We start from the raw sequence: 18,458 nt of genomic DNA on the forward strand, positions 1-18,458 counted from the left end.
TCTAGACTAACTTTCACGTTAAGTTGACACGTATGACTCCTCTGTAGTCCCTTGTAAATGGGGTACTACAGAGACGTGAGGGTAAAATTTAAGGTTAAAAAGTGAACTGGCATCAGTCCGCTAAATATTAAAGTTTGATGAATTCCCAAAATTGCGTTGACTTATTGAGGTGGGTGTAAGAACATGGTCAGCGTCTTCGATGATGTTATTGATCCGTAAAATTAAATTTTCTCTTGAGTTTGGGTGCAGTAAAGAGTATATAAAGTAACATCATCAGCAAAACAATGTTCATAATCATCTCTAGAACCGGAAAAAGGTATTAATTGTATATGGAGTTTATTCAAGCTTTTATTTTGGGTATTGTTCAAGGGATTACAGAGTTTTTGCCAATCAGCAGCACTGCACATCTTCTGATTGTGACAAAGGTATTTGGTTGGAAAGAACTAGGTTCTAAAGATTTTGTTGATGCAATTCAATTTGGCAGTGTGATCGCAATTTTGGGGTATTTTTGGTCACTGATTTACAGTATTGTCAAGGGTGGAATTGAAGCAGTAAAAGACAAAGATTGGCAACGTGAGGAGTGGAAAATTCTTGTTGGTATTGTAGTAGGAACAATGCCTGCCTTAATTTTCGGCTTTCTTTTGAAAGATGTTCTACCGGAGAGTGCATTAATTATTGCCATTATGTCAATCATCATGGCACTTGTATTAGCTTTGGCAGAAAAAATTGGCACTCGCAAGCGAGGTTTTGACTCATTGCAGATTCGGGATGGTATTTTAGTTGGATTGGGACAAACACTTGCTTTGATTCCGGGCGTTTCTCGTTCTGGTTCGACGTTGACGACCGCCTTATTTTTAGGATTAGAACGCGATACAGCAGCGAAATTCTCATTTTTGTTAGGGTTTCCAACTCTTACCATTGCGACGCTGTATAAAAGTCTGAAAATATTCAAGTTGTTTCAAGCCCACCAGTTGCCAGATAACATTGTTGGACTGTTAATTGTCGGGATTATTTCAACCTTTATTTTTTCCTACCTATCAATTGCATTTTTGATCAAATACTTAGCAACCAAAAACACTTTAGTTTTTGTTTGGTATAGATTAGCATTCGGTAGTGCCATCTTACTGGCGATCGCAGCAGGTTGGAAAGGATAATAGTCATTAGTCATTAGTCATTAGTCATTAGTCCAAAGCAAATGACTATAGCGATGTCTACGACGGGCTACGCCTACGCTCGTTTGTATGCAATACAATCTGACCTCACTTCCATTCCTCTCTCCTAAAAGGAGAGAGGCTTTGAATGTTACCCCCCTTCCCTTGTAGGGAAGGGGCTGGGGGTTAGGTCTGTATTGGACTCAACACAGAAGCGCTATAATGCCCCATGCCCCATGCCCAATGCCCAATGCCCAATTCCCCATGACTATTCATCCTGCCAAAATTACCAAGGTTCTCCCAGACTCAATAGCCGCAGAGATTGGCTTTGAGTCCGGGGATGCGATCGTTGCGATCAATGGTACACGTCCCCGCGATTTAATTGACTATCAGTTTTTGTGTGCTGATGAGGTTTTGGAACTAGAAGTTTTAGATGCTACTGGTAAAACTCATAGCCTGGAAATCGAAAAAGATTACGACCAAGACTTGGGGCTAGAATTTGAAACTGCCCTATTTGATGGCTTAATTCAGTGCAATAACCGTTGCCCATTTTGTTTTATCGACCAACAGCCACCGGGTAAGCGCACCAGCTTGTATTTAAAAGACGACGATTATCGTCTGAGCTTTTTGTACGGCTCTTATCTTACCCTGACCAATTTACCAGAAAGAGAATGGCAGCGCATTGAGCAAATGCGCTTGTCTCCGTTGTATGTTTCTGTTCACGCCACCGAACCCGAAGTTAGAATTAGACTGCTAAAAAATCCGCGTGCGGGACAAATCTTGCAACAAATCAAGTGGTTTCAAGAAAGGCGACTACAAATTCATGCTCAAGTAGTTGTTTGTCCTGGTATAAATGATGGCAAACATCTGGAACAAACTCTCAAAGATTTAGCGTCCTTTCATACTAGTGAAGTGCCTGCGGTGGCATCGGTGGCAGTTGTGCCAGTTGGGTTGACACGGTTTCGTCCCCAAGAAGATGAACTCATACCTGTAACTAGGGAAAAAGCCCAAGAAGTGATTTCTCAAGTGCGATCGCTCTCGCGGCAATTTCGCCAACAATTCGATTCTAGCGTTGTTTGGTTAGCCGATGAGTGGTTTTTGATTGCAGGTGAGGAATTACCCAGCGAATCTGAATATGAAGAATATCCCCAAATTGATAACGGAGTTGGTTCGATTCAATTATTTATCAAGCAATTTGCCACCGTTGCGGCAGAATTACTACCGCCAAAAGTATATCCTCAAAGGAGATTAACTTGGGTAGTAGGCAACGCCGTAGAAAAAGCATTTCAACCAATTTTGAAACGCTTAAATTGTGTTGAAGGTTTAGAAGTCAATATGCGTGCTTTATCTAGTGATTATTGGGGACAAACTATCAGTGTAACCGGATTATTAACTGGTCATGATTTGCTTTTAAATTTAGAAGGACAAGATTTAGGCGATGGGATTTTGCTACCGAATATCATGTTAAAAAATGGTGAACTAGTGTTTTTAGATGATATGAGTATTGAGGAATTAGCTGGTAGACTAAATACAATAATTTTCCCAGTAGCAGGAGTTGAAGATTTAATCAAAAAATGTATTTTAAATTCTGTTCAGATTTAGTTATCAAAGTTCAGTTGTTTCTCGGAGGTAATTTATGGTGATGCTGGATGATAAATAAGAAATGAGAAGGAGTCAGAAGACAGAATTCAGAATTCAGAATTCAGAATTCAGAATTCAGAATTCAGAATACCCCAGCAGTCAAGTCAGGGGTAACAGTCACGGAAAGAATTTTTTCTTCTCCACGATTAAAAATGCTTGGTCTAAACCTCGATTCATCATCCAGTCGCACAGAACTCATTCTGAATTCTGGCTCCTGAATTCTGAATTCTTCTTCGATAATGCTTAATCAATAATCCACTGAGGAGTCAGGAGTGAAGTATCAGGAAAAGTATCAGAAAAACGCAAAATTACAAATAAAAAAAGCCGGATTATTCGTTTTAAGTTTTAATTTTTTAATTTTAAATAGTTTTAGTATTTTGCCAGTCAGGGCAGCGACTGAAGAACCTGTATTGAGCGTAGTGTATGGCCAAGAAAACGCGAATCAATGGACAGGGATAAGCGATCGCTTACAGGCAATCGGGGTGAAATATTGTGTAATTCCCCTCAATGATGTCAAGAGTGCGGCAGATTGGGGCGATCGCCGGGTATTATTTTTGCCAAATGTCGAGACATTAACGCCAACCCAAGCGATCGCCCTAGAAGAATGGATGAGTAATGGAGGGCGCTTGATTGCCAGTGGGCCTGTAGGTAATCTGTCATCGCCAGGAGTGCGCCAGTTATTGCGATCGCTTTTGGGAGGTTATTGGGGATTCAGCCTCAGTGACACAGAACAGATTAAACCCCCAAAAACCAATATCCCAAAATGGGCAAATCAAACTGAACTCTTTGGCAAAGTGCGCGGCGGCGTGATGATTCCTAATGATATGGGCACTGAAGCTCCTGCTGTTTGGAATTCCAAAGATAATCCCGCCGCAGTAGTGACAACTGAGCGTTCCACCCTTTTGGGCTGGCGCTGGGGAACAAATGCAGCCTCCGCAGCCGAGTTAGATAATGCCTGGTTAAAAGCTGCCCTCAATCACTATTTGACAGCACCAGCGCCATCAAATCGCATGAAAAAAGTAGCAGGAGGTTCCCAAAACTGCTCGACAACCGTGGCGGCGGCACCAAGGGCAGAGGAGCAGAGAGGCAGTTTATCCCCCTCATCTCCCTCATCCCCCTCATCCCCCTCATCTCCTCCGAAAACTGCCACCGCTCCCATACCTAGAGCGCTAACTACAGTCAAACCCCCAACTTCTCAGGAGGCTATAGACCAATTGGAACAAGCGGTGCGTCTAGATGTTGCACCTAACTCCAATGATCCCATTGACAACAACGAAGCGATCGCTCTTCAGCAAGAGCTAGAAAATCTGATTGGTCGGGTGGAAAGTGCTAATTTAGCGGTATTAGCTGATGCGGCTAATGAAGGTGTTGGGATATCTGAGCAAAAGCAGTCCTCTACTAGGAATCTGGGCACCGACACCCGCCAATCTGTCAAAGAGCAGCCGACGCAATTGGCCTCAACTAAATTGGGAGGGCTAGTCAGAAGTAAAGACCAAACCTTGGCACAGGTAAGGGTAATTGCTAAAAACTTACCCATATTGATTGCCCAAAAAAACTACGCTCTAGCTCGTCAGCAGTGGCTAGTAGCGAAGACGATTTTGTGGCAGCAGTTTCCTGTTAATCGGAGGCAGGCTCAACCAGAAATTCGGGCAGTTTGGTTAGATCGGGGGACGATTGTTCGTGCTGGTAGCAAGGCGGGACTGGCACAGATTTTTGATCGCCTAGCCCAAGCTGGGATTAATACCGTCTTCTTTGAAACTGTTAATGCTGGCTATACCATTTATCCGAGCCAAGTCGCCAAAGAGCAAAACCCATTAATTCGTGGATGGGACCCACTGGCAGAAGCAGTGAAATTAGCCCATGAGCGAGACATGGAATTACACGCTTGGGTTTGGACTTTTGCTGCTGGGAACCAACGGCACAATGAAATTATCAACGTTAATCCTAATTATCCAGGGCCAGTACTGGCGGCTCATCCCGATTGGGCAAACTACGATAACCTGGGTAACATGATTCCGGTTGGGCAGACTAAGCCATTCTTCGACCCAGCCAACCCCGAAGTGCGGCAGTACTTACTTAAGCTGTATGAGGAAATCGTCACTCACTATAACGTTGATGGTCTACAGCTAGACTACATTCGCTACCCCTTTCAAGACCCATCAGCAGGTCGAACCTACGGCTATGGCAAAGCTGCAAGAGCGCAGTTTCAGCAACTTACTGGTGTAGATCCGATAAATATTTCTCCCAGCCAACCAGAACTGTGGCAAAAGTGGACGATATTTCGCACCGCGCAAGTTGATAGCTTTGTTGCCCAAGTTTCACAGCAGTTGCGACAAAAACGACCGAATTTGATTTTGTCGGTTGCAGTATTTCCTCTGCCAGAACTAGAGCGGATTCAAAAAATTCAACAAAATTGGGAAACTTGGGCTAGGCGGGGAGATGTAGATTTAATCGTTCCCATGACTTATGCTCTCGATACTTCTCGCTTTCAACGACTAGCCCAACCCTGGATTACCTCTAAACAATTGGGAGCTACATTGTTGGTGCCGGGAATTCGCTTACTTTCTTTGCCAACAATCGGGGCATTCGATCAACTCCAGTTGGTAAGGGATTTGCCAGTTAGTGGTTATGCACTCTTTGCCGCAGATAATTTTAACAACGAGCTACAAAAACTCTTTAGTAGCACCCAAGGTAGGGTTCAATCCACAAAAAGTGAACCGATTCCTCATCGCCAGCCTTTTCAAACTGCCGCCATCCGTTACACCGCGCTGCAACGGGAATGGAAGTTTGTTTTCCAAAATGACCAACTACAAAGACCTGCTCAGACAATATCAGATTTTAACAACCAGGCAGAAGTTTTAGGCAGTGCTTTAAATCAGCTTGCTGCTTCCCCTTCTGGGAGTAAGTTAATAGTGGCGAGAGCCTCTCTAACTCGGTTCCAGTCTCAATTTCGGGTATTGATGAGCCAAGAGCTTAAGTCAAATTCCTATCAAGTTAAGGTTTGGGAAAATCGGCTTGTAACTATAGAAAGGCTATTACGTTACGGCGAACGGCGGGGGCAGTTGCGTCCTTAGTGAGGGAGCAAGGGAGCAGGGGGACTAGGGAGAATTATTAACTCATCCCCCGGCTTGAAACCGGGGGAAAATGGAAGTCATTAGTCATTAGTCATTTGTCATTAGTACCAATAACCAATGACAAATGACTAAATCGGCGGGGGGCTATTCCTCCCACGCCTCTTGTTGGGATGGGATTCCCGCCGATTTTCATTGAACAAGTTTCTTCCTTGTCTGTTCCCCATGCCGAATTTTCAACTAGCTGGATATAAGCTAGTTTGTAATTCTTAACACACTTTCTTAATATTTTTTATAATCCAAATATTACTACTTGTTTGGTGTCAAAATATGGAAAAATACTTAAGTAATAAGCTTGAGATAAGTCTTTTTTAAGAATAGCGATCGTAAAAATCTATGCAGCCCTTACTCAACTTATAAGGCACAAAGCTTAGAGTGAATAATTGACCATTCGCTACGGATCGTTGTGCCGGAAACACTACTAATACTCCTATTAGATAGGATGTCTACGATGGGCTACACCTACGCACTGATGACAGTACGAGGTAAGAGTATCTTAAGTTTCTTCCTATTTGCAGGTAGTGGCGTGTTTCACCAAGTATGATATGGTACTGCTTGTAGCTTCAGGAGCTAGCTTGCAAACAGCCAATATTTCTGAAGTTATGCATACCTCGGTAATGACATTAAAAGTATGATAGTTTCTAAGTGTAATCTCAGTACTATCACTGTTGTAGCAGCAGTAGTTATATGTTTAGACAGTTGTAGATAACCAAGATCAAGTTGTTGGTGTTGTCATCTGGTACTGACAGACACGACAAACCAAGTTGCCTCATTGGAGTTTGTGTGGATAGTACATTTTAAAAAAGTGTATAGATATCTACCAAGGTGAAGCATTTATCACAACTACATTGGGATTTAATACAAAGTTTGTTGTCATTTTGTCATTAAATAATAAAACATAAATTGAGGTAAATTATGCCGAAAATTCTAATAATAGAAGATGAAGAAGCAGTTCGTGAAAACATTTTAGACTTACTAGAAGCTGAGGGTTTTCAAACTCTTGCTGCGGCTAATGGCAGAATCGGGATACATTTGGCGATCTCCGAAGTTCCCGATTTAATTCTCTGTGATATTATGATGCCAGAACTTGACGGTTATGGTGTGCTAAAAGCATTACGCGAAGATACTTCAACGGCAACAATTCCCTTCATTTTTCTTACTGCAAAATCTGCCAAATCTGACTTCCGTCAAGGTATGGATATGGGTGCTGATGACTATATAACTAAGCCATTCACTCGGTCTGAGTTATTAAGCGCCATCATGAATAGGTTAGAAAAGTACGCTACTTTAAAAAGGTATTTATCTCCTCAGACTGTAATTAATAATTTGTCTCCGAAAATGCAGTTATTACAAATTAGCTTACACCGGGCTATCAAACAACATAATTTTCAAGAATTTGAAATTTATTATCAACCAATAGTCGATATTGATTCTGGGAAAATAGTAGCTGCTGAAAGTTTATTGCGGTGGAAAAGTCCAGAATTGGGGACGATTTACCCAACAGAATTTATTCCGTTAGCAGAGTCTACAGGTTTAATTGTTCCCATTGGTAAATGGGTATTAAAAAGTGTCTGTCAACAAATAAAAGGCTGGCGTGATGCTGGAATTTACTCCTTTATTGTTACTGTAAATCTGTCAGTAATTGAATTTAATCAACCCGATTTGATTGATAAAATAGTCAATTTAATAGCTATCAATGATTTGGAACCAGATTACTTAGAGATAGAACTGACTGAAAGTATGATTATGCAAGATGTAAATAGTGCGATCGCTACTATGAGCAAATTGCAATCCTTGGGTGTAAAAATTGCGATCGATGATTTTGGTACGGGCTACTCTTCTTTAACTTATCTGAAAAACTTTCCAATTAACACATTAAAAATAGACCGTTATTTTATCCATAATGTTGCTAACGATCCCCAGAAATCAGCCATTACCAAAGCATTAATTCAAATGGCTCACAATCTCAATCTAGATGTAGTTGCTGAAGGTGTAGAGACGGAAGCAGAACTGGCTTTTTTGAGGCAACACAACTGTAATTCTATGCAAGGCTTTCTATTTAGTCGTCCATTGCCAGTAGCAGAATTTGAAAATATTTTGTGAACTAACTAATGCTTATATGTGTGAATATTTCTACTACATTGGGCATTGGGCATTGGGCATTGGGCATTGGGCATTGGGCATTGGGCACTGGGCATTGGGCATTGGGAAGAGAATTTAGTCCCCAGTACTTTATATAAGAATCATATTTGATTTCTGAAAAAATCTCGGTAGTCTTGTAGTGGATTGTCTAGGCTAAAAAAATTGCTTTGTTGGGGAGCCACTGCGTTGCGCGGGTTTCCCGCGTTGTAGCAAGTGGCGTTGGAGGCTTGGCGTAACCCAACATCCTGATAATCAGTTGGGTTGCGCTCCGCTCCACCCAACCTACGTCTACCTCTAATGCACTATTAAAGCCATGAGGGTCTACTACGTGCATTTCACTAATCTTATACTAGTCCTATAGTACTTTATTAGGTTGACTAATTAAGAAAAATCAAACTTTCGACTGGCGACAATTATAAAGTCTCAAGTCTAGAGTAGGAAAAATGTGTAATGTGTATAGTGTCTACCGCCATGAAAGTCCCTGCGCGTTTCTTGCTGCCAGTTTTTTTACTGACGTTGACAGCAGCTTGTAACCAGACTCGCGCTTTCTCAGATAATCCTACACCACAAACATCTGTACCTTCTGCTCAACAGACACAGAATCGTACACAGCCAAAAAATATTGTGCGTACTGAAGCACTTTCACCTAAACCCATCCGAATCAATCTGAAGAGTTTACCAGCACCCTTCGCAACAAAAAGTGCCTCTAAGCAACCAGAGGTTGTGCCGATTCCGCAAAACCCGGTGCTGCGCGTACCACCAGGCTTTACAGTTAACGTCTTTGCCGAAGGTCTAGATGCCCCACGCTGGCTAGCTTTAACCCCCAGTGGTGATGTCCTGGTGACTGAAACTAAGGAAAATCGGATTCGTCTGTTGCGTGACAGCAATGCTGACGGCATAGCCGACGTTCGAGAAACTTTTGCAAGTGGCGACAACGGACTCAATATTCCTTTTGGGATGGCGTTTGCAGGTAATTCTTTTTTCTTGGGTAATACTGATGCGGTTTTACGGTTTCCTTACACCAAAGGTCAACGGCGACTAACTGGCACCGGTGAAAAAATTGCTGACCTTCCTGGTGGTGGCTATAACCAGCACTGGACGCGTAACGTAGTGGTATCACCCGATAGTAACAAGCTATACGTTTCTGTTGGTTCACAATCTAATGTGGATGAAGAACGCCTACCACGGGCTTCCATACAGGTGATGAATTTAGATGGTTCCCAGCAGCAGACTTTTGCTTCCGGCTTGCGTAACCCTGTTGGTTTAGACTTTCATCCTGTAACTAAGGAACTTTATGCCACTGTCAACGAACGGGATGGAATCGGTGATGACTTGGTGCCAGACTATTTGACACGCGTTAAACAAGGGGCATTTTATGGCTGGCCTTATGCTTATCTGACACCAAACAACCTCGATCCCCGCCAAAAGACGGATGGCAAAAGTAAACGCCCCGACTTAGTAGCCCGTACCCAAACGCCAGATGTGCTGTTCCAGGCGCATTCAGCAGCATTGGGTTTGCAGTTTTATGATGGTAAAACGTTTCCACAAAAATACCGTAACGGTGCTTTTGCTGCTTTTCGTGGTTCTTGGAACCGCGATCGCGGCACTGGTTATAAAATTGTATTTGTTCCCTTCGATGCTAAAGGGCGATCGCTTGGCTACTACGAAGACTTTCTCACAGGATTTTTGCTAAATCCTTCTGTACCAACCACTTGGGGACGACCTGTAGGTTTACTTGTCCTGCCAGATGGTAGTCTTTTAGTAACAGAAGAAGTCAATAATCGTATTTATAGGATTCAGTATACCGGGGGTTAGGCAATTCCAAATTCCAAAATTCAGAGGTAAAATCCATTACCTGGGGTCAAGTTAGAGCAGTTGTACCAATAGAAATGCTCTTACCATATTCCCTTCCCAGGTTTGTTGCCTTTACGCTAGATTACTTAAAAATACTGATAATCATTTGGTTGAAAAATTAGTTATGGCTCAGAATGACAATAATACTCAGTCAAATATCAACGAATTGTCTCCACATTCCGGTACACGATATTGGGGTGAGGTAGAGGTGATCGAGGAGGGAGAAACCTATAGAATTAGTCGTGTTGAAATCAAGCCCAGACACGGCATTAAACCACAAATTCATTATCACCGCAATGAACATTGGGTTGTAGTTTCTGGTGTGGCGAAGGTGACTTGTGGCGATGTGGAAACATTACTGAATCGAAACGAATCAACTTATGTCCCCGCAGCAACCCTACATAAGGTAGAAAATCCTGGACATATTCCGCTAGTTATTCTGGAAATTCAAAATGGTGAATATTTAGGTGAGGATGATACTGAGCGTCCTTATGACTTAAATTTGGTCAAACCTGTAGCTGAAGGTCAGTAGGGGATGAGGGAGTGGGGAGTGGGGAGTGGGGAGTAGGGAGTTAGGAGTTAGGAGTTAGTAAGCTGAGACGCATTTAATTTTTCAAGCTGAAAACCTCACAGCAAGGTTTTTAGGCTCCAAAAAGTACAATTTAGATGAGCGACAGCTTAGGACAAGGGAGAATTTTTCCAATGCCCAATGCCCAATGCCCAATTAAAACCACCCTTCTTGTTCCAGGGTTTCAATCAACTGCAAGCCACGGGGATCACCCACTCCTAACAGTGAGGCTTTGGCGTCTTCCCGTACTCCCAAATCTTGGTCTTCGGCAAAGGCTTGAATTAAGGCGTCGATCGCTGTGGCATAAACTACATTAGAAGGCAGTTCGCGGCACAGTTGACCAATTGCCCAAGCACTGTTACTCCGTACTGCTGCCACGGGATCTTGAACTAAGGCTTCAATTAATGGTGGTATTGCCCCTATGACTGCTTCATAACCCACTTCTGCCATCTGTGCTAAGGCGCTAGCAGCCCACAAACGCACTGCGGAAATGTCAGTTCTTAAGGCATCTGCTAAGGGTGGTAAAGAACGGCGATCGCGACAGTTTCCTAAAGCCCAAACAATACCTTTACGCACATAGCCATTCCAATCACTGTTTAGTTGAGCAATTAACGGACTCACTGCTTCTGAACTAGGATTGCGTCCGATGCCATAGGCTGCACTCACCCGCACTAAGGGACAGGTATCAGTTAATAGGCGAATCAGATGGGGGGTAGCACGCGCATCTTCTATATCACAAAAAGCACGCGCTGCTAACATTCTTTGCTGGGGCTGGGGATTTTCCAGCAAGGCTAGCATCACTTCTGGATCAGGCTTTGCCACAACTGAATCGGCAGTTAGCGGCTCTATTTTATCTAAGGGGCTTTCTAGCTCCTCCTCAACATCAAGTAGGCTTAGATCGTCTTTGTCATACATAATTTCATTTCAATCCCGAAAAGGGATTAACACATAATCCCCCACGCCAATCAGTTAAAGCTTTATATATATTAGTTGGGTTCTTATACATTTTCACTGCTCCCTCGTTGAGTTTTATCCAAACGAGAACCTCCATAACTCAGACGCTACAGTATGTTATCGCTATCCTTTTAGTTTATCGAACAGCAATATTGGCGCCAGTCGTCAGAATACAAGAAGGGTATTCTGAACGAAAAAGCGGATGAATAATCGGAGTTTTTGCACCCCCACAAAACTAGAATTTTTGGTGGTCAACAAGAAAGTCGCGGGTCTCTCTTACAAAGTTGCACAAGAGGGGAGACCCCAAGACCGCAATGCAGCGCTGAATCCCCGACTGAAAGATTGGTGAATTCTGGATTCTGGATTCTGAATTCTTCTTCAATGTTCTGTACTCAGGAATTTTACCATCCAGAGGGATTGGGTTTGATAACCTAACTGATTGTAAAGATTTAATGCGGGTTTGTTGGATTGAAACACTTGTAATCCAATCTGGCGATCGCCTCTTTGAATAGCCCAATTTTCCACATATCGCATCAACGCTCTACCAATACCCCGTCGCCGATGTTCTGGCAGAACGTAGAGGATAAAGATATGAGCATGACGGTTTCCCTGCACTTGATCTATGGCATTGCCCACCCAGAGGCAGGCGATGGGGCATTGGGCATTGGGCATTGGGCATTGGGCATGGGGCATTGGGCATTGGTTATTTCTCCCCTCATCTCCATCACCCAAAAAATCAACCCACCACAAGGGCGTATCACTAGAAAAGTATTGCTTAACTGTTTGTTCTAGGTGAGAAAAATTCTCATTGGGAAAGAGATCCTGGTAAGTTCGCTGCATGAATTTAAGCAGCAGCGATCGATCCAAAGCGGAGCCACGGCGAATAATATACCCAGGTAGTAGTTGCTCAGACACTTCTGATGTTTATTGACGTTAGCTAGCTGAGTTATATGCTGCTGGTGGGAAATCAGCAGCAGTAGGTTGATAACTTACCTGTACCTCTTCAATTGGTGCGGGTGCTGCCATATCGGAAGGTAAAAAGATGCGGGCGCTGACTGCAACTAGAGCAAAGAGAAATACTAATACCGCGAGCAGGGGAGCGATGTACTGACGAAAAATAGCCATATTTTAGATTGCAAGGAGCTATCAACTTTATGAGAATCTAGCTGAAGATTTGTGAAGTATTCTTAATTGATTTTAGCGATTTTCTAGGCATTGGGCATTTGTCATTTGTCATTTGTCATTTGTCATTTGTCATTTGTCATTTGTCATTTGTCATTTGTCATTGGGGAAAGAATTCTTATAACTCCTAACTCCTAACTCCCCACTCCCCACTCCCCACTCCCCACTCCCCACTCCCCACTATTGGCGATCGCGCTCTAAGTCATCAAGCACTCTTTCGCAATACCAATTCTCCGGCATCCCAGGATAAGTTTCCTTTGCCTGTTCAATTAACCGTTCGGCAGCCGCAGCGTCACCGGATAATTTATCGATTAGCCTATTTTTGAGATAGCTATCAGATAAACCCTCCTCTACCTGGTTTGGTATCCCTTCATTTATAGTTGATGGTCGGGATTGTTCTCTTCGCAACTGCCAAAATAAAACGTAATAAAGTGTAGCAAAAATTAAAATTAGGCTGAGTGTTCCGAAAAAAGTTAGGAGGTTAAATGCTAGATATCCCAGAACTAACTGCGAGAGAACATAGCCAAGTAATAAACCGGTGAGTAAGAGGATGAATGTGCCGACAGCAAGAACTACTTGATTCCCCATATATCCTCTTCTTCGTCCTCAAGTCCTGGTCTGGATACTGCCACTGGCTGAGGGTTCCAGGGGGCAAATAATGGCAATAGAAGTAGTCCTGGGATAGCGGCGGCGATGGTAATTAAGAAAAATATCGGCCAACCCGTGCTTTGGGCGATCGCGCCTCCAGGGGACGCTAAAATATCGCGGCTGACAGCCATTAAGCTGGAGAGCAAAGCATATTGGGTTGCAGAAAATCGCTGGTTACAAAGACTCATCAAAAAGGCAACAAAGGCTGCTGTCCCCAATCCACCACAAAATTGTTCTACGTTGATAGCAAGTACCATAGCTTGGTAGTTTTTACCGATGTATGCTAGAAAAAAGTAAGCTAAATTACTTACTGCTTGTAGAATACCAAAAACCCAAAGTGATCGATTGAGGCCAATAGCACTCAAAATTGAACCACCTACTAAAGCGCCAACAATCGTAGCAATTAACCCCATTCCCACCTGAATTGCCCCAATGTCGATTTTGGTAAAACCAGTTTGCAGCAAAAAAGGCGTGCTCATATTGCTTAACAAAGCATCACCTAGCTTATATAGGGTAATGAATCCAAGCATTAGAATAGCTTGGATAATCCCTTGACGCTGAAAAAATTCTCTAAAAGGCAAGATTACAGCATCACTTAGAGAAGCTGGAGGGCTAATTTCCTTGGGTTCCGGTGCAAACAAGGTGGCAAAAATACCTATTACCATCGTTCCTGCCATAAACAAGTAAACCGATGACCAAGGCAGTTTTTCAGCAAGTATCAAGGCTAAAGCACCTGCGGCTAATAGGGCTATTCGATAACCTAAGATAAAAACTGCTGCACCAGCCCCCATTTCTAGTTTTTCTAAAACGTCGGTACGGTAAGCATCAACGGCGATATCTTGAGTCGCACTGATAAAGGCAATGACTATGGCGTTGATGGCTAGTAGCTGTAATGCTTGTTTGGGTTGTTGGAAAGCCATGACTGCGATCGCTATGATCAAAGCAATCTGCGTCAAAATTAACCAACCCCGTCGCCGCCCCAAAACTGGCAAAGTGAATCTGTCTACCAACGGTGCCCACAAAAACTTTAAGGAATAAGGCAAACTAGCGAGGCTAAACCAACCAATAGCAGCTAAATTTACCTTCTCCTCGGTCATCCAAGCTTTTAAGGTATTACCGATTAACAATAACGGTAAACCCGATGAAAAACCTAAAAATAATAAAGCCGCCATCTTGCGGCTACCGAAAACTCCCAGTAGCGATTTAATTTTCCTCATAGTTTCAAGTTTTTGCCTCTTTTAAGGAAATTTCAATAAAACAGGAGTCAGAATTCAGAATTCAGAATTCAGAATACTCTACCCATGAAGGGATAGAGTTTTAAGCCGAGAATATTTTAATTTTTTTCGCCCACCAGGGGCGAGGTTTTGACCAATATTCATCACCCACTCGTACAGAATTCATATGCTCATTCTGACTCCTGAGTTCTGAATTCTGAATTCTTCTTATAAACCTGATGTCCCCTGATTTCTACTCTGTGTGCGGCGAGGCATTTCTCCCAACCTTCACGGGTACCAATGTCGCTTTTGTGTTTAAGCAATCCTAATTCCTCTTCTTGTTGGGTGAGTTTAGCAAATTCTTCGTAGCGTGGATAGTTGTTGGTAACAAATGTTTCCTTACGGTGCAAAATCGGCGGATTTGCCCTAGTTTCATAGTCTCGGTGAGTAACGAATAGGGTTTTTAAATCAATACCTATACTGGCTTTTAATGCTGGGTGGGGATCACTGTCAAATTCGGGGTAAGACAGATAGGATATTTGCGGCTTATCAGTGTGATATTTAATTAATGTCGCCTCATCTACACGCCCAATGGTACGACTAGCGCAACCTTCACAAATTCGCAGCACGGGGTCAAGTGCAGCAAGTGCCCAAATATGGACGTAAAGCGCACCGCGCGTGTGTTTACCAATTTTGCTTTTTTCACAAGCAGTTTGAATCACCCCAGGTTTACCTAAGCTGAAAAGCTTTTGGTCGGCTACTTGACAAGCTTCCTCGTAGCTACTAAAAAAGGCTTTGATATCGTGACGCATTTCTGCTGCTAGCTTTTGCCATGCAGGGCGTTGATCAAAGTGGGTCAGGGCGAGATAAACTTGGATATCTAGAGAACGACGGTAAGCGATCGCATCCCATTCAGCTTCGTCGGTAGCTTGCAAAACTACACCAAAGGCGCGGCGAAAGTTCCCAAATTCGCTCAGTAATTCCTGTTCATTTTCCAATTCGCCTTTTACAGGTAGTCTACCGCGCTTGGTAAAAAAAGCCATGAGTGGTTGCAGCTGTTCTTGATAGTCTTCAAACCGCTTAATGGGGATGCGGACTCGCGGTGTAGAAGAGGTAGAAAAGAAGCGGATAGCTTTGTAACTTTCTTTTTGGGTCTCATCTCGAAAAACAAAGTATACGCCTAGCGCGATCGGGATTGCATCGACATTTAGCACCTGATCAATATAAGTTTTGAGTTCTTCTTGTTCGTAATATTTCTGAAAAGTATTGCGGCGCGTCACAATGCCATCATTGTAAGCAAGTTGGGTTTTGCTGGGAGCGTTAATCAGTATTTGAGCCGCGACAATTAAAACTTTTCCAGTGAGTTCCCAGGCTTGGATTAGGCTTTGACGGCGTTCCTCTGGATCTTCAATGACATTGAGGACGTAGCCCAAGTTGACTACATCGGCGGGTGTGCGTGGGACATCGGGATGGTAGTAAGGGTCCCAGCCTGCGCTGGTGTAGCCTAAATTTTCTACTCGCTGCACATCACCACCGTAGCCACAACCGTAGTCAAAAAAAGTGGTGTCTTGATTCAGAATTGCCCATTCTATAGCCAATCGTACAGGGCGAGATAAATCAGTGCGAGCGATCGCAGCTCTGTGACGCTCAATTTCTAGCGCTTCAGGCATAAGAATAATTCGTAATTCGTAATTCGTAATTCGTAATTAAAACACCAGTAACTAATATATAGGACTCCTATTTGATTTTTGAAAAAACTCAGTACACCCCGAAAAGGCTTCTTCCCCACTCCCCACTCCCTACTCCCTACTCCCTGCCTACGCAAATAAGTTCAATAATCAAAGCGGATTACTATATTGTTTCAAGGTTTAATGGCCAGTTCAATTAAATCTTCAATTTTCTTGATATTTGGATCGCCAGCTAAGTAGCCAATACCGCGATGCAAATGCAGGCGGAATTGGGTAGCGAGGGTTTCTTTATCGGTGGGATAACCGTCATTGTGACAGCGTTGCTTGAGGGCGAGAAGGAGAATATCGGACATTTCGCCGCCAAAGACGCGCCAACTCATTTCGACGTTGCTATCTTGGGGAATTGGGACGGGTGAGGGTGTGGTTGGTTCTGCGAGAGAGCGACAAAACGCCCAACGGCATAAGATATTCCATTGGTCGATTTTGGTGCTGCGTCTGAGTTTGAGCAGTTGGTCTTTGGCTGTTTGGGATAGGCGAATACGTTCGATTGGTGATTCCATAACTAAAGCTAAAAGGGAAAAAGTAAAAGGAATCCTATACATTATCCTTTCACATAATTAACAATACTTAACAGCAGGTTGATTAATTTGAGCTACTTAATTATTCCTTCTTTTATCACTTAGAGAGATAAATAATCATGTTTAGATAATTAGCGATGTCTAGCAGCTTGCTGCCGTGAGTCTACGCCCACTAATATCAATGCCATATAGCAGTCCTAAATCATTTGTGAACATCTCTATTGTTTCTCTCTGTGCCCTCTGCGTCTGGAGTGGTTCGTTAAAAAAAAAATTCACAACTCAGATAGGATTGCTATATATACTAGTTAATAAGATACAATTTAATAGTTGTCTATATCCTGGCATTAAACATTTCATACATATTTTGTAAATTTAACTAGTACCAGCAAAATATATTTAATTAAACTTCGCATTGAAAAATAATATATTATGGCTAAATTGCAATTACATTTCAATGGCTCTTTTGCCTTTAAAAAAGACGAAATCAATAGACTTATTCATGCTTCTGCCCAAGAAAAAGGCTTAAATGATAGCTTGCCTAATTTGATGGAGAAAACAAGTTTAGGTAATGGCAAAGTAGGACGAGTAAAAAGTTGGGCAGTACGTGCAGGGTTAATTAAGAATAATCGCCCCAGTCGGGAAGGGGAAATTGTCTTGCGACTAGACTCAGGCTTGGAGTCAAATATTACAGACTGGTTGATGCACTTTTACTTAAGTTTTGGTGATAAAGGACTACAACAAACACCAGAAAATCCTGCTGATTGGGGTGGATGGTCTTACTTTATATATAAGTTCTTGCCTCGTTATAGTAAATTTACTAGCGAGGAATTATTGTATCATATCGCTTCAGAGTTTGAAGAAGAAAGCAAAGTGATTGCTGACAGAATCAAATTTATCTTGCGGGCATACACTGAGTTTCAAGCTTTAGCATCCTGCAAGTTTATCACTCAAGAAGAGGATAAATATGTTGCTGGAAATGCCCACTTACCTAACTCTTACCTGGTGGGATATTTCCTAGCAAAGCTGTGGGAACGTGACTTTAAAGGCGAAGGTTCTGTTCTTACCGAGGCCATCTTGAACCAGAAAATGGGAATTGCTGCTGTACTGGGTATCAAAGCAGACGCACTACAGGAACAGCTAAATGCACTAGAAGCTTACGGCATCATCGAACAGCGACGGGCAGTACCTCCTTTCCAAGTGATTCCCCGTTGGGATGAACCCTTGGCACTGCTGGAAAAAGCCTATGACGGATAAAGCTGATTTTCTGCTACGAGATGCCAGGCCCGATGACAGAATTCACTTGCTACTGTGGGATACACCTGACGAAAACGAACTAGTACGTATCGCTTTTGACAATAATGCTCAACGGGTCAACTACCGAAAAAATTTGTTACAAAGGATTCATCCGGGAGAAAACTTTCTCACGCTTCATCACGATCTGGATCTGGAATTGGATGCGATCAAGTCAATGTGTTCTGGGGTTAACAAGCAGGTAGTTTTACTGGAAGGGTTAGATTGTCTGATTACTTATTTACAGGTGACATCTGGCAGTCACATTACCCTTTTCTGGAAGCAACTGGAAGAGACTCGCAAGCTAGAAAAACTTTTGTGGATACTGCTACCCCAGCTACTAGCACCCAAAAATTGGTCGTCAGAGAGAATTAAGCGTATTCCTTCAGGATAATTATCACTTTGCATTTGCTATTT

General features: G+C 42.8%; 16 protein-coding genes. 8 read left to right on the top strand and 8 right to left on the bottom strand.

What is annotated here, in order from left to right; genetic code table 11:
- Nucleotides 1-329 precede the first annotated feature (329 nt).
- From V7K27_RS17635 to V7K27_RS17650, 4 genes are all read left to right on the top strand, one after another.
- Nucleotides 330-1,154 carry an undecaprenyl-diphosphate phosphatase gene (locus tag V7K27_RS17635; protein ID WP_334949387.1) on the top strand — a complete coding sequence of 275 codons (825 nt, stop codon included), beginning with the start codon at nucleotides 330-332 and terminating at the stop codon, nucleotides 1,152-1,154.
- Nucleotides 1,155-1,394: 240 nt separating this feature from the next.
- A complete protein-coding gene (locus V7K27_RS17640) occupies nucleotides 1,395-2,753 on the top strand; it encodes a TIGR03279 family radical SAM protein (protein WP_442947624.1) in 1,359 nt (452 codons plus the stop codon).
- A 311-nt stretch (nucleotides 2,754-3,064) separates the two neighbouring features.
- A complete protein-coding gene (locus tag V7K27_RS17645; protein WP_334949388.1) occupies nucleotides 3,065-5,866 on the top strand; it encodes a family 10 glycosylhydrolase in 2,802 nt (933 codons plus the stop codon).
- Between the two features lie 972 nt (nucleotides 5,867-6,838).
- A complete protein-coding gene (locus V7K27_RS17650) occupies nucleotides 6,839-8,026 on the top strand; it encodes an EAL domain-containing response regulator (RefSeq protein ID WP_334949390.1) in 1,188 nt (395 codons plus the stop codon).
- Between the two features lie 187 nt (nucleotides 8,027-8,213).
- On the opposite strand, the gene V7K27_RS17655 is transcribed toward V7K27_RS17650, so the two are convergent.
- Nucleotides 8,214-8,399: a hypothetical protein gene (locus V7K27_RS17655; protein ID WP_334949392.1), complete on the bottom strand. Its 186-nt coding sequence runs from the start codon at nucleotides 8,397-8,399 to the stop codon at nucleotides 8,214-8,216.
- 137 nt (nucleotides 8,400-8,536) lie between these two features.
- On the opposite strand from V7K27_RS17655, the gene V7K27_RS17660 reads away from it, so the two are divergent.
- Together V7K27_RS17660 and V7K27_RS17665 are read left to right on the top strand one after the other, a co-directional pair.
- Complete coding sequence (locus V7K27_RS17660) at nucleotides 8,537-9,880, top strand: PQQ-dependent sugar dehydrogenase (protein ID WP_334949409.1); 1,344 nt, start codon at nucleotides 8,537-8,539, stop codon at nucleotides 9,878-9,880.
- Nucleotides 9,881-10,043: 163 nt separating this feature from the next.
- Complete coding sequence (locus tag V7K27_RS17665) at nucleotides 10,044-10,451, top strand: phosphomannose isomerase type II C-terminal cupin domain (RefSeq protein WP_334949393.1); 408 nt, start codon at nucleotides 10,044-10,046, stop codon at nucleotides 10,449-10,451.
- 192 nt (nucleotides 10,452-10,643) lie between these two features.
- Here V7K27_RS17665 and V7K27_RS17670 read toward each other — a convergent pair whose 3' ends face one another.
- The 7 genes from V7K27_RS17670 to dndE all read right to left on the bottom strand — a co-directional run bounded on the left by V7K27_RS17670 (nucleotide 10,644) and on the right by dndE (nucleotide 16,733).
- Nucleotides 10,644-11,402 carry a HEAT repeat domain-containing protein gene (locus V7K27_RS17670; protein ID WP_334949394.1) on the bottom strand — a complete coding sequence of 253 codons (759 nt, stop codon included), beginning with the start codon at nucleotides 11,400-11,402 and terminating at the stop codon, nucleotides 10,644-10,646.
- A 417-nt stretch (nucleotides 11,403-11,819) separates the two neighbouring features.
- The gene (locus V7K27_RS17675; RefSeq protein WP_334949395.1) at nucleotides 11,820-12,356 is read right to left on the bottom strand and encodes a GNAT family N-acetyltransferase; all 537 of its coding nucleotides are present in this window, start codon (nucleotides 12,354-12,356) and stop codon (nucleotides 11,820-11,822) included.
- Between the two features lie 18 nt (nucleotides 12,357-12,374).
- Entirely contained in the window at nucleotides 12,375-12,566 is a 192-nt protein-coding gene (locus tag V7K27_RS17680) for a hypothetical protein (RefSeq protein ID WP_334949396.1), read from the bottom strand.
- A gap of 237 nt (nucleotides 12,567-12,803) precedes the next feature.
- Nucleotides 12,804-13,211, bottom strand: coding sequence for an ABC transporter permease (locus tag V7K27_RS17685; RefSeq protein WP_334949397.1), 408 nt, complete (start codon nucleotides 13,209-13,211; stop codon nucleotides 12,804-12,806).
- Nucleotides 13,196-14,488, bottom strand: a complete 1,293-nt coding sequence (locus V7K27_RS17690; protein WP_334949398.1) for an AmpG family muropeptide MFS transporter — start codon at nucleotides 14,486-14,488, stop codon at nucleotides 13,196-13,198. The genes V7K27_RS17685 and V7K27_RS17690 overlap by 16 nt, the downstream gene beginning before the upstream one ends.
- A 188-nt stretch (nucleotides 14,489-14,676) precedes the next feature.
- The gene (locus V7K27_RS17695; RefSeq protein ID WP_334949399.1) at nucleotides 14,677-16,155 is read right to left on the bottom strand and encodes a DNA phosphorothioation-associated putative methyltransferase; all 1,479 of its coding nucleotides are present in this window, start codon (nucleotides 16,153-16,155) and stop codon (nucleotides 14,677-14,679) included.
- A 191-nt stretch (nucleotides 16,156-16,346) separates the two neighbouring features.
- Nucleotides 16,347-16,733 (bottom strand): DNA sulfur modification protein DndE, encoded by a 387-nt coding sequence (gene dndE / locus V7K27_RS17700; protein WP_334791110.1) that lies wholly within the window; start codon nucleotides 16,731-16,733, stop codon nucleotides 16,347-16,349.
- 447 nt (nucleotides 16,734-17,180) lie between these two features.
- On the opposite strand from dndE, the gene V7K27_RS17705 reads away from it, so the two are divergent.
- Together V7K27_RS17705 and V7K27_RS17710 are read left to right on the top strand one after the other, a co-directional pair.
- Nucleotides 17,181-18,005 carry a DUF4007 family protein gene (locus tag V7K27_RS17705; RefSeq protein ID WP_334949400.1) on the top strand — a complete coding sequence of 275 codons (825 nt, stop codon included), beginning with the start codon at nucleotides 17,181-17,183 and terminating at the stop codon, nucleotides 18,003-18,005.
- On the top strand, nucleotides 17,995-18,435 hold the full coding sequence (locus V7K27_RS17710; protein ID WP_334949401.1) for a hypothetical protein: 441 nt from the start codon (nucleotides 17,995-17,997) through the stop codon (nucleotides 18,433-18,435). The genes V7K27_RS17705 and V7K27_RS17710 overlap by 11 nt, the downstream gene beginning before the upstream one ends.
- Nucleotides 18,436-18,458 lie beyond the last annotated feature (23 nt).

The sequence above is a fragment of the Nostoc sp. genome (genome assembly GCF_036919575.1).
Classification (GTDB): domain Bacteria; phylum Cyanobacteriota; class Cyanobacteriia; order Cyanobacteriales; family Nostocaceae; genus Nostoc.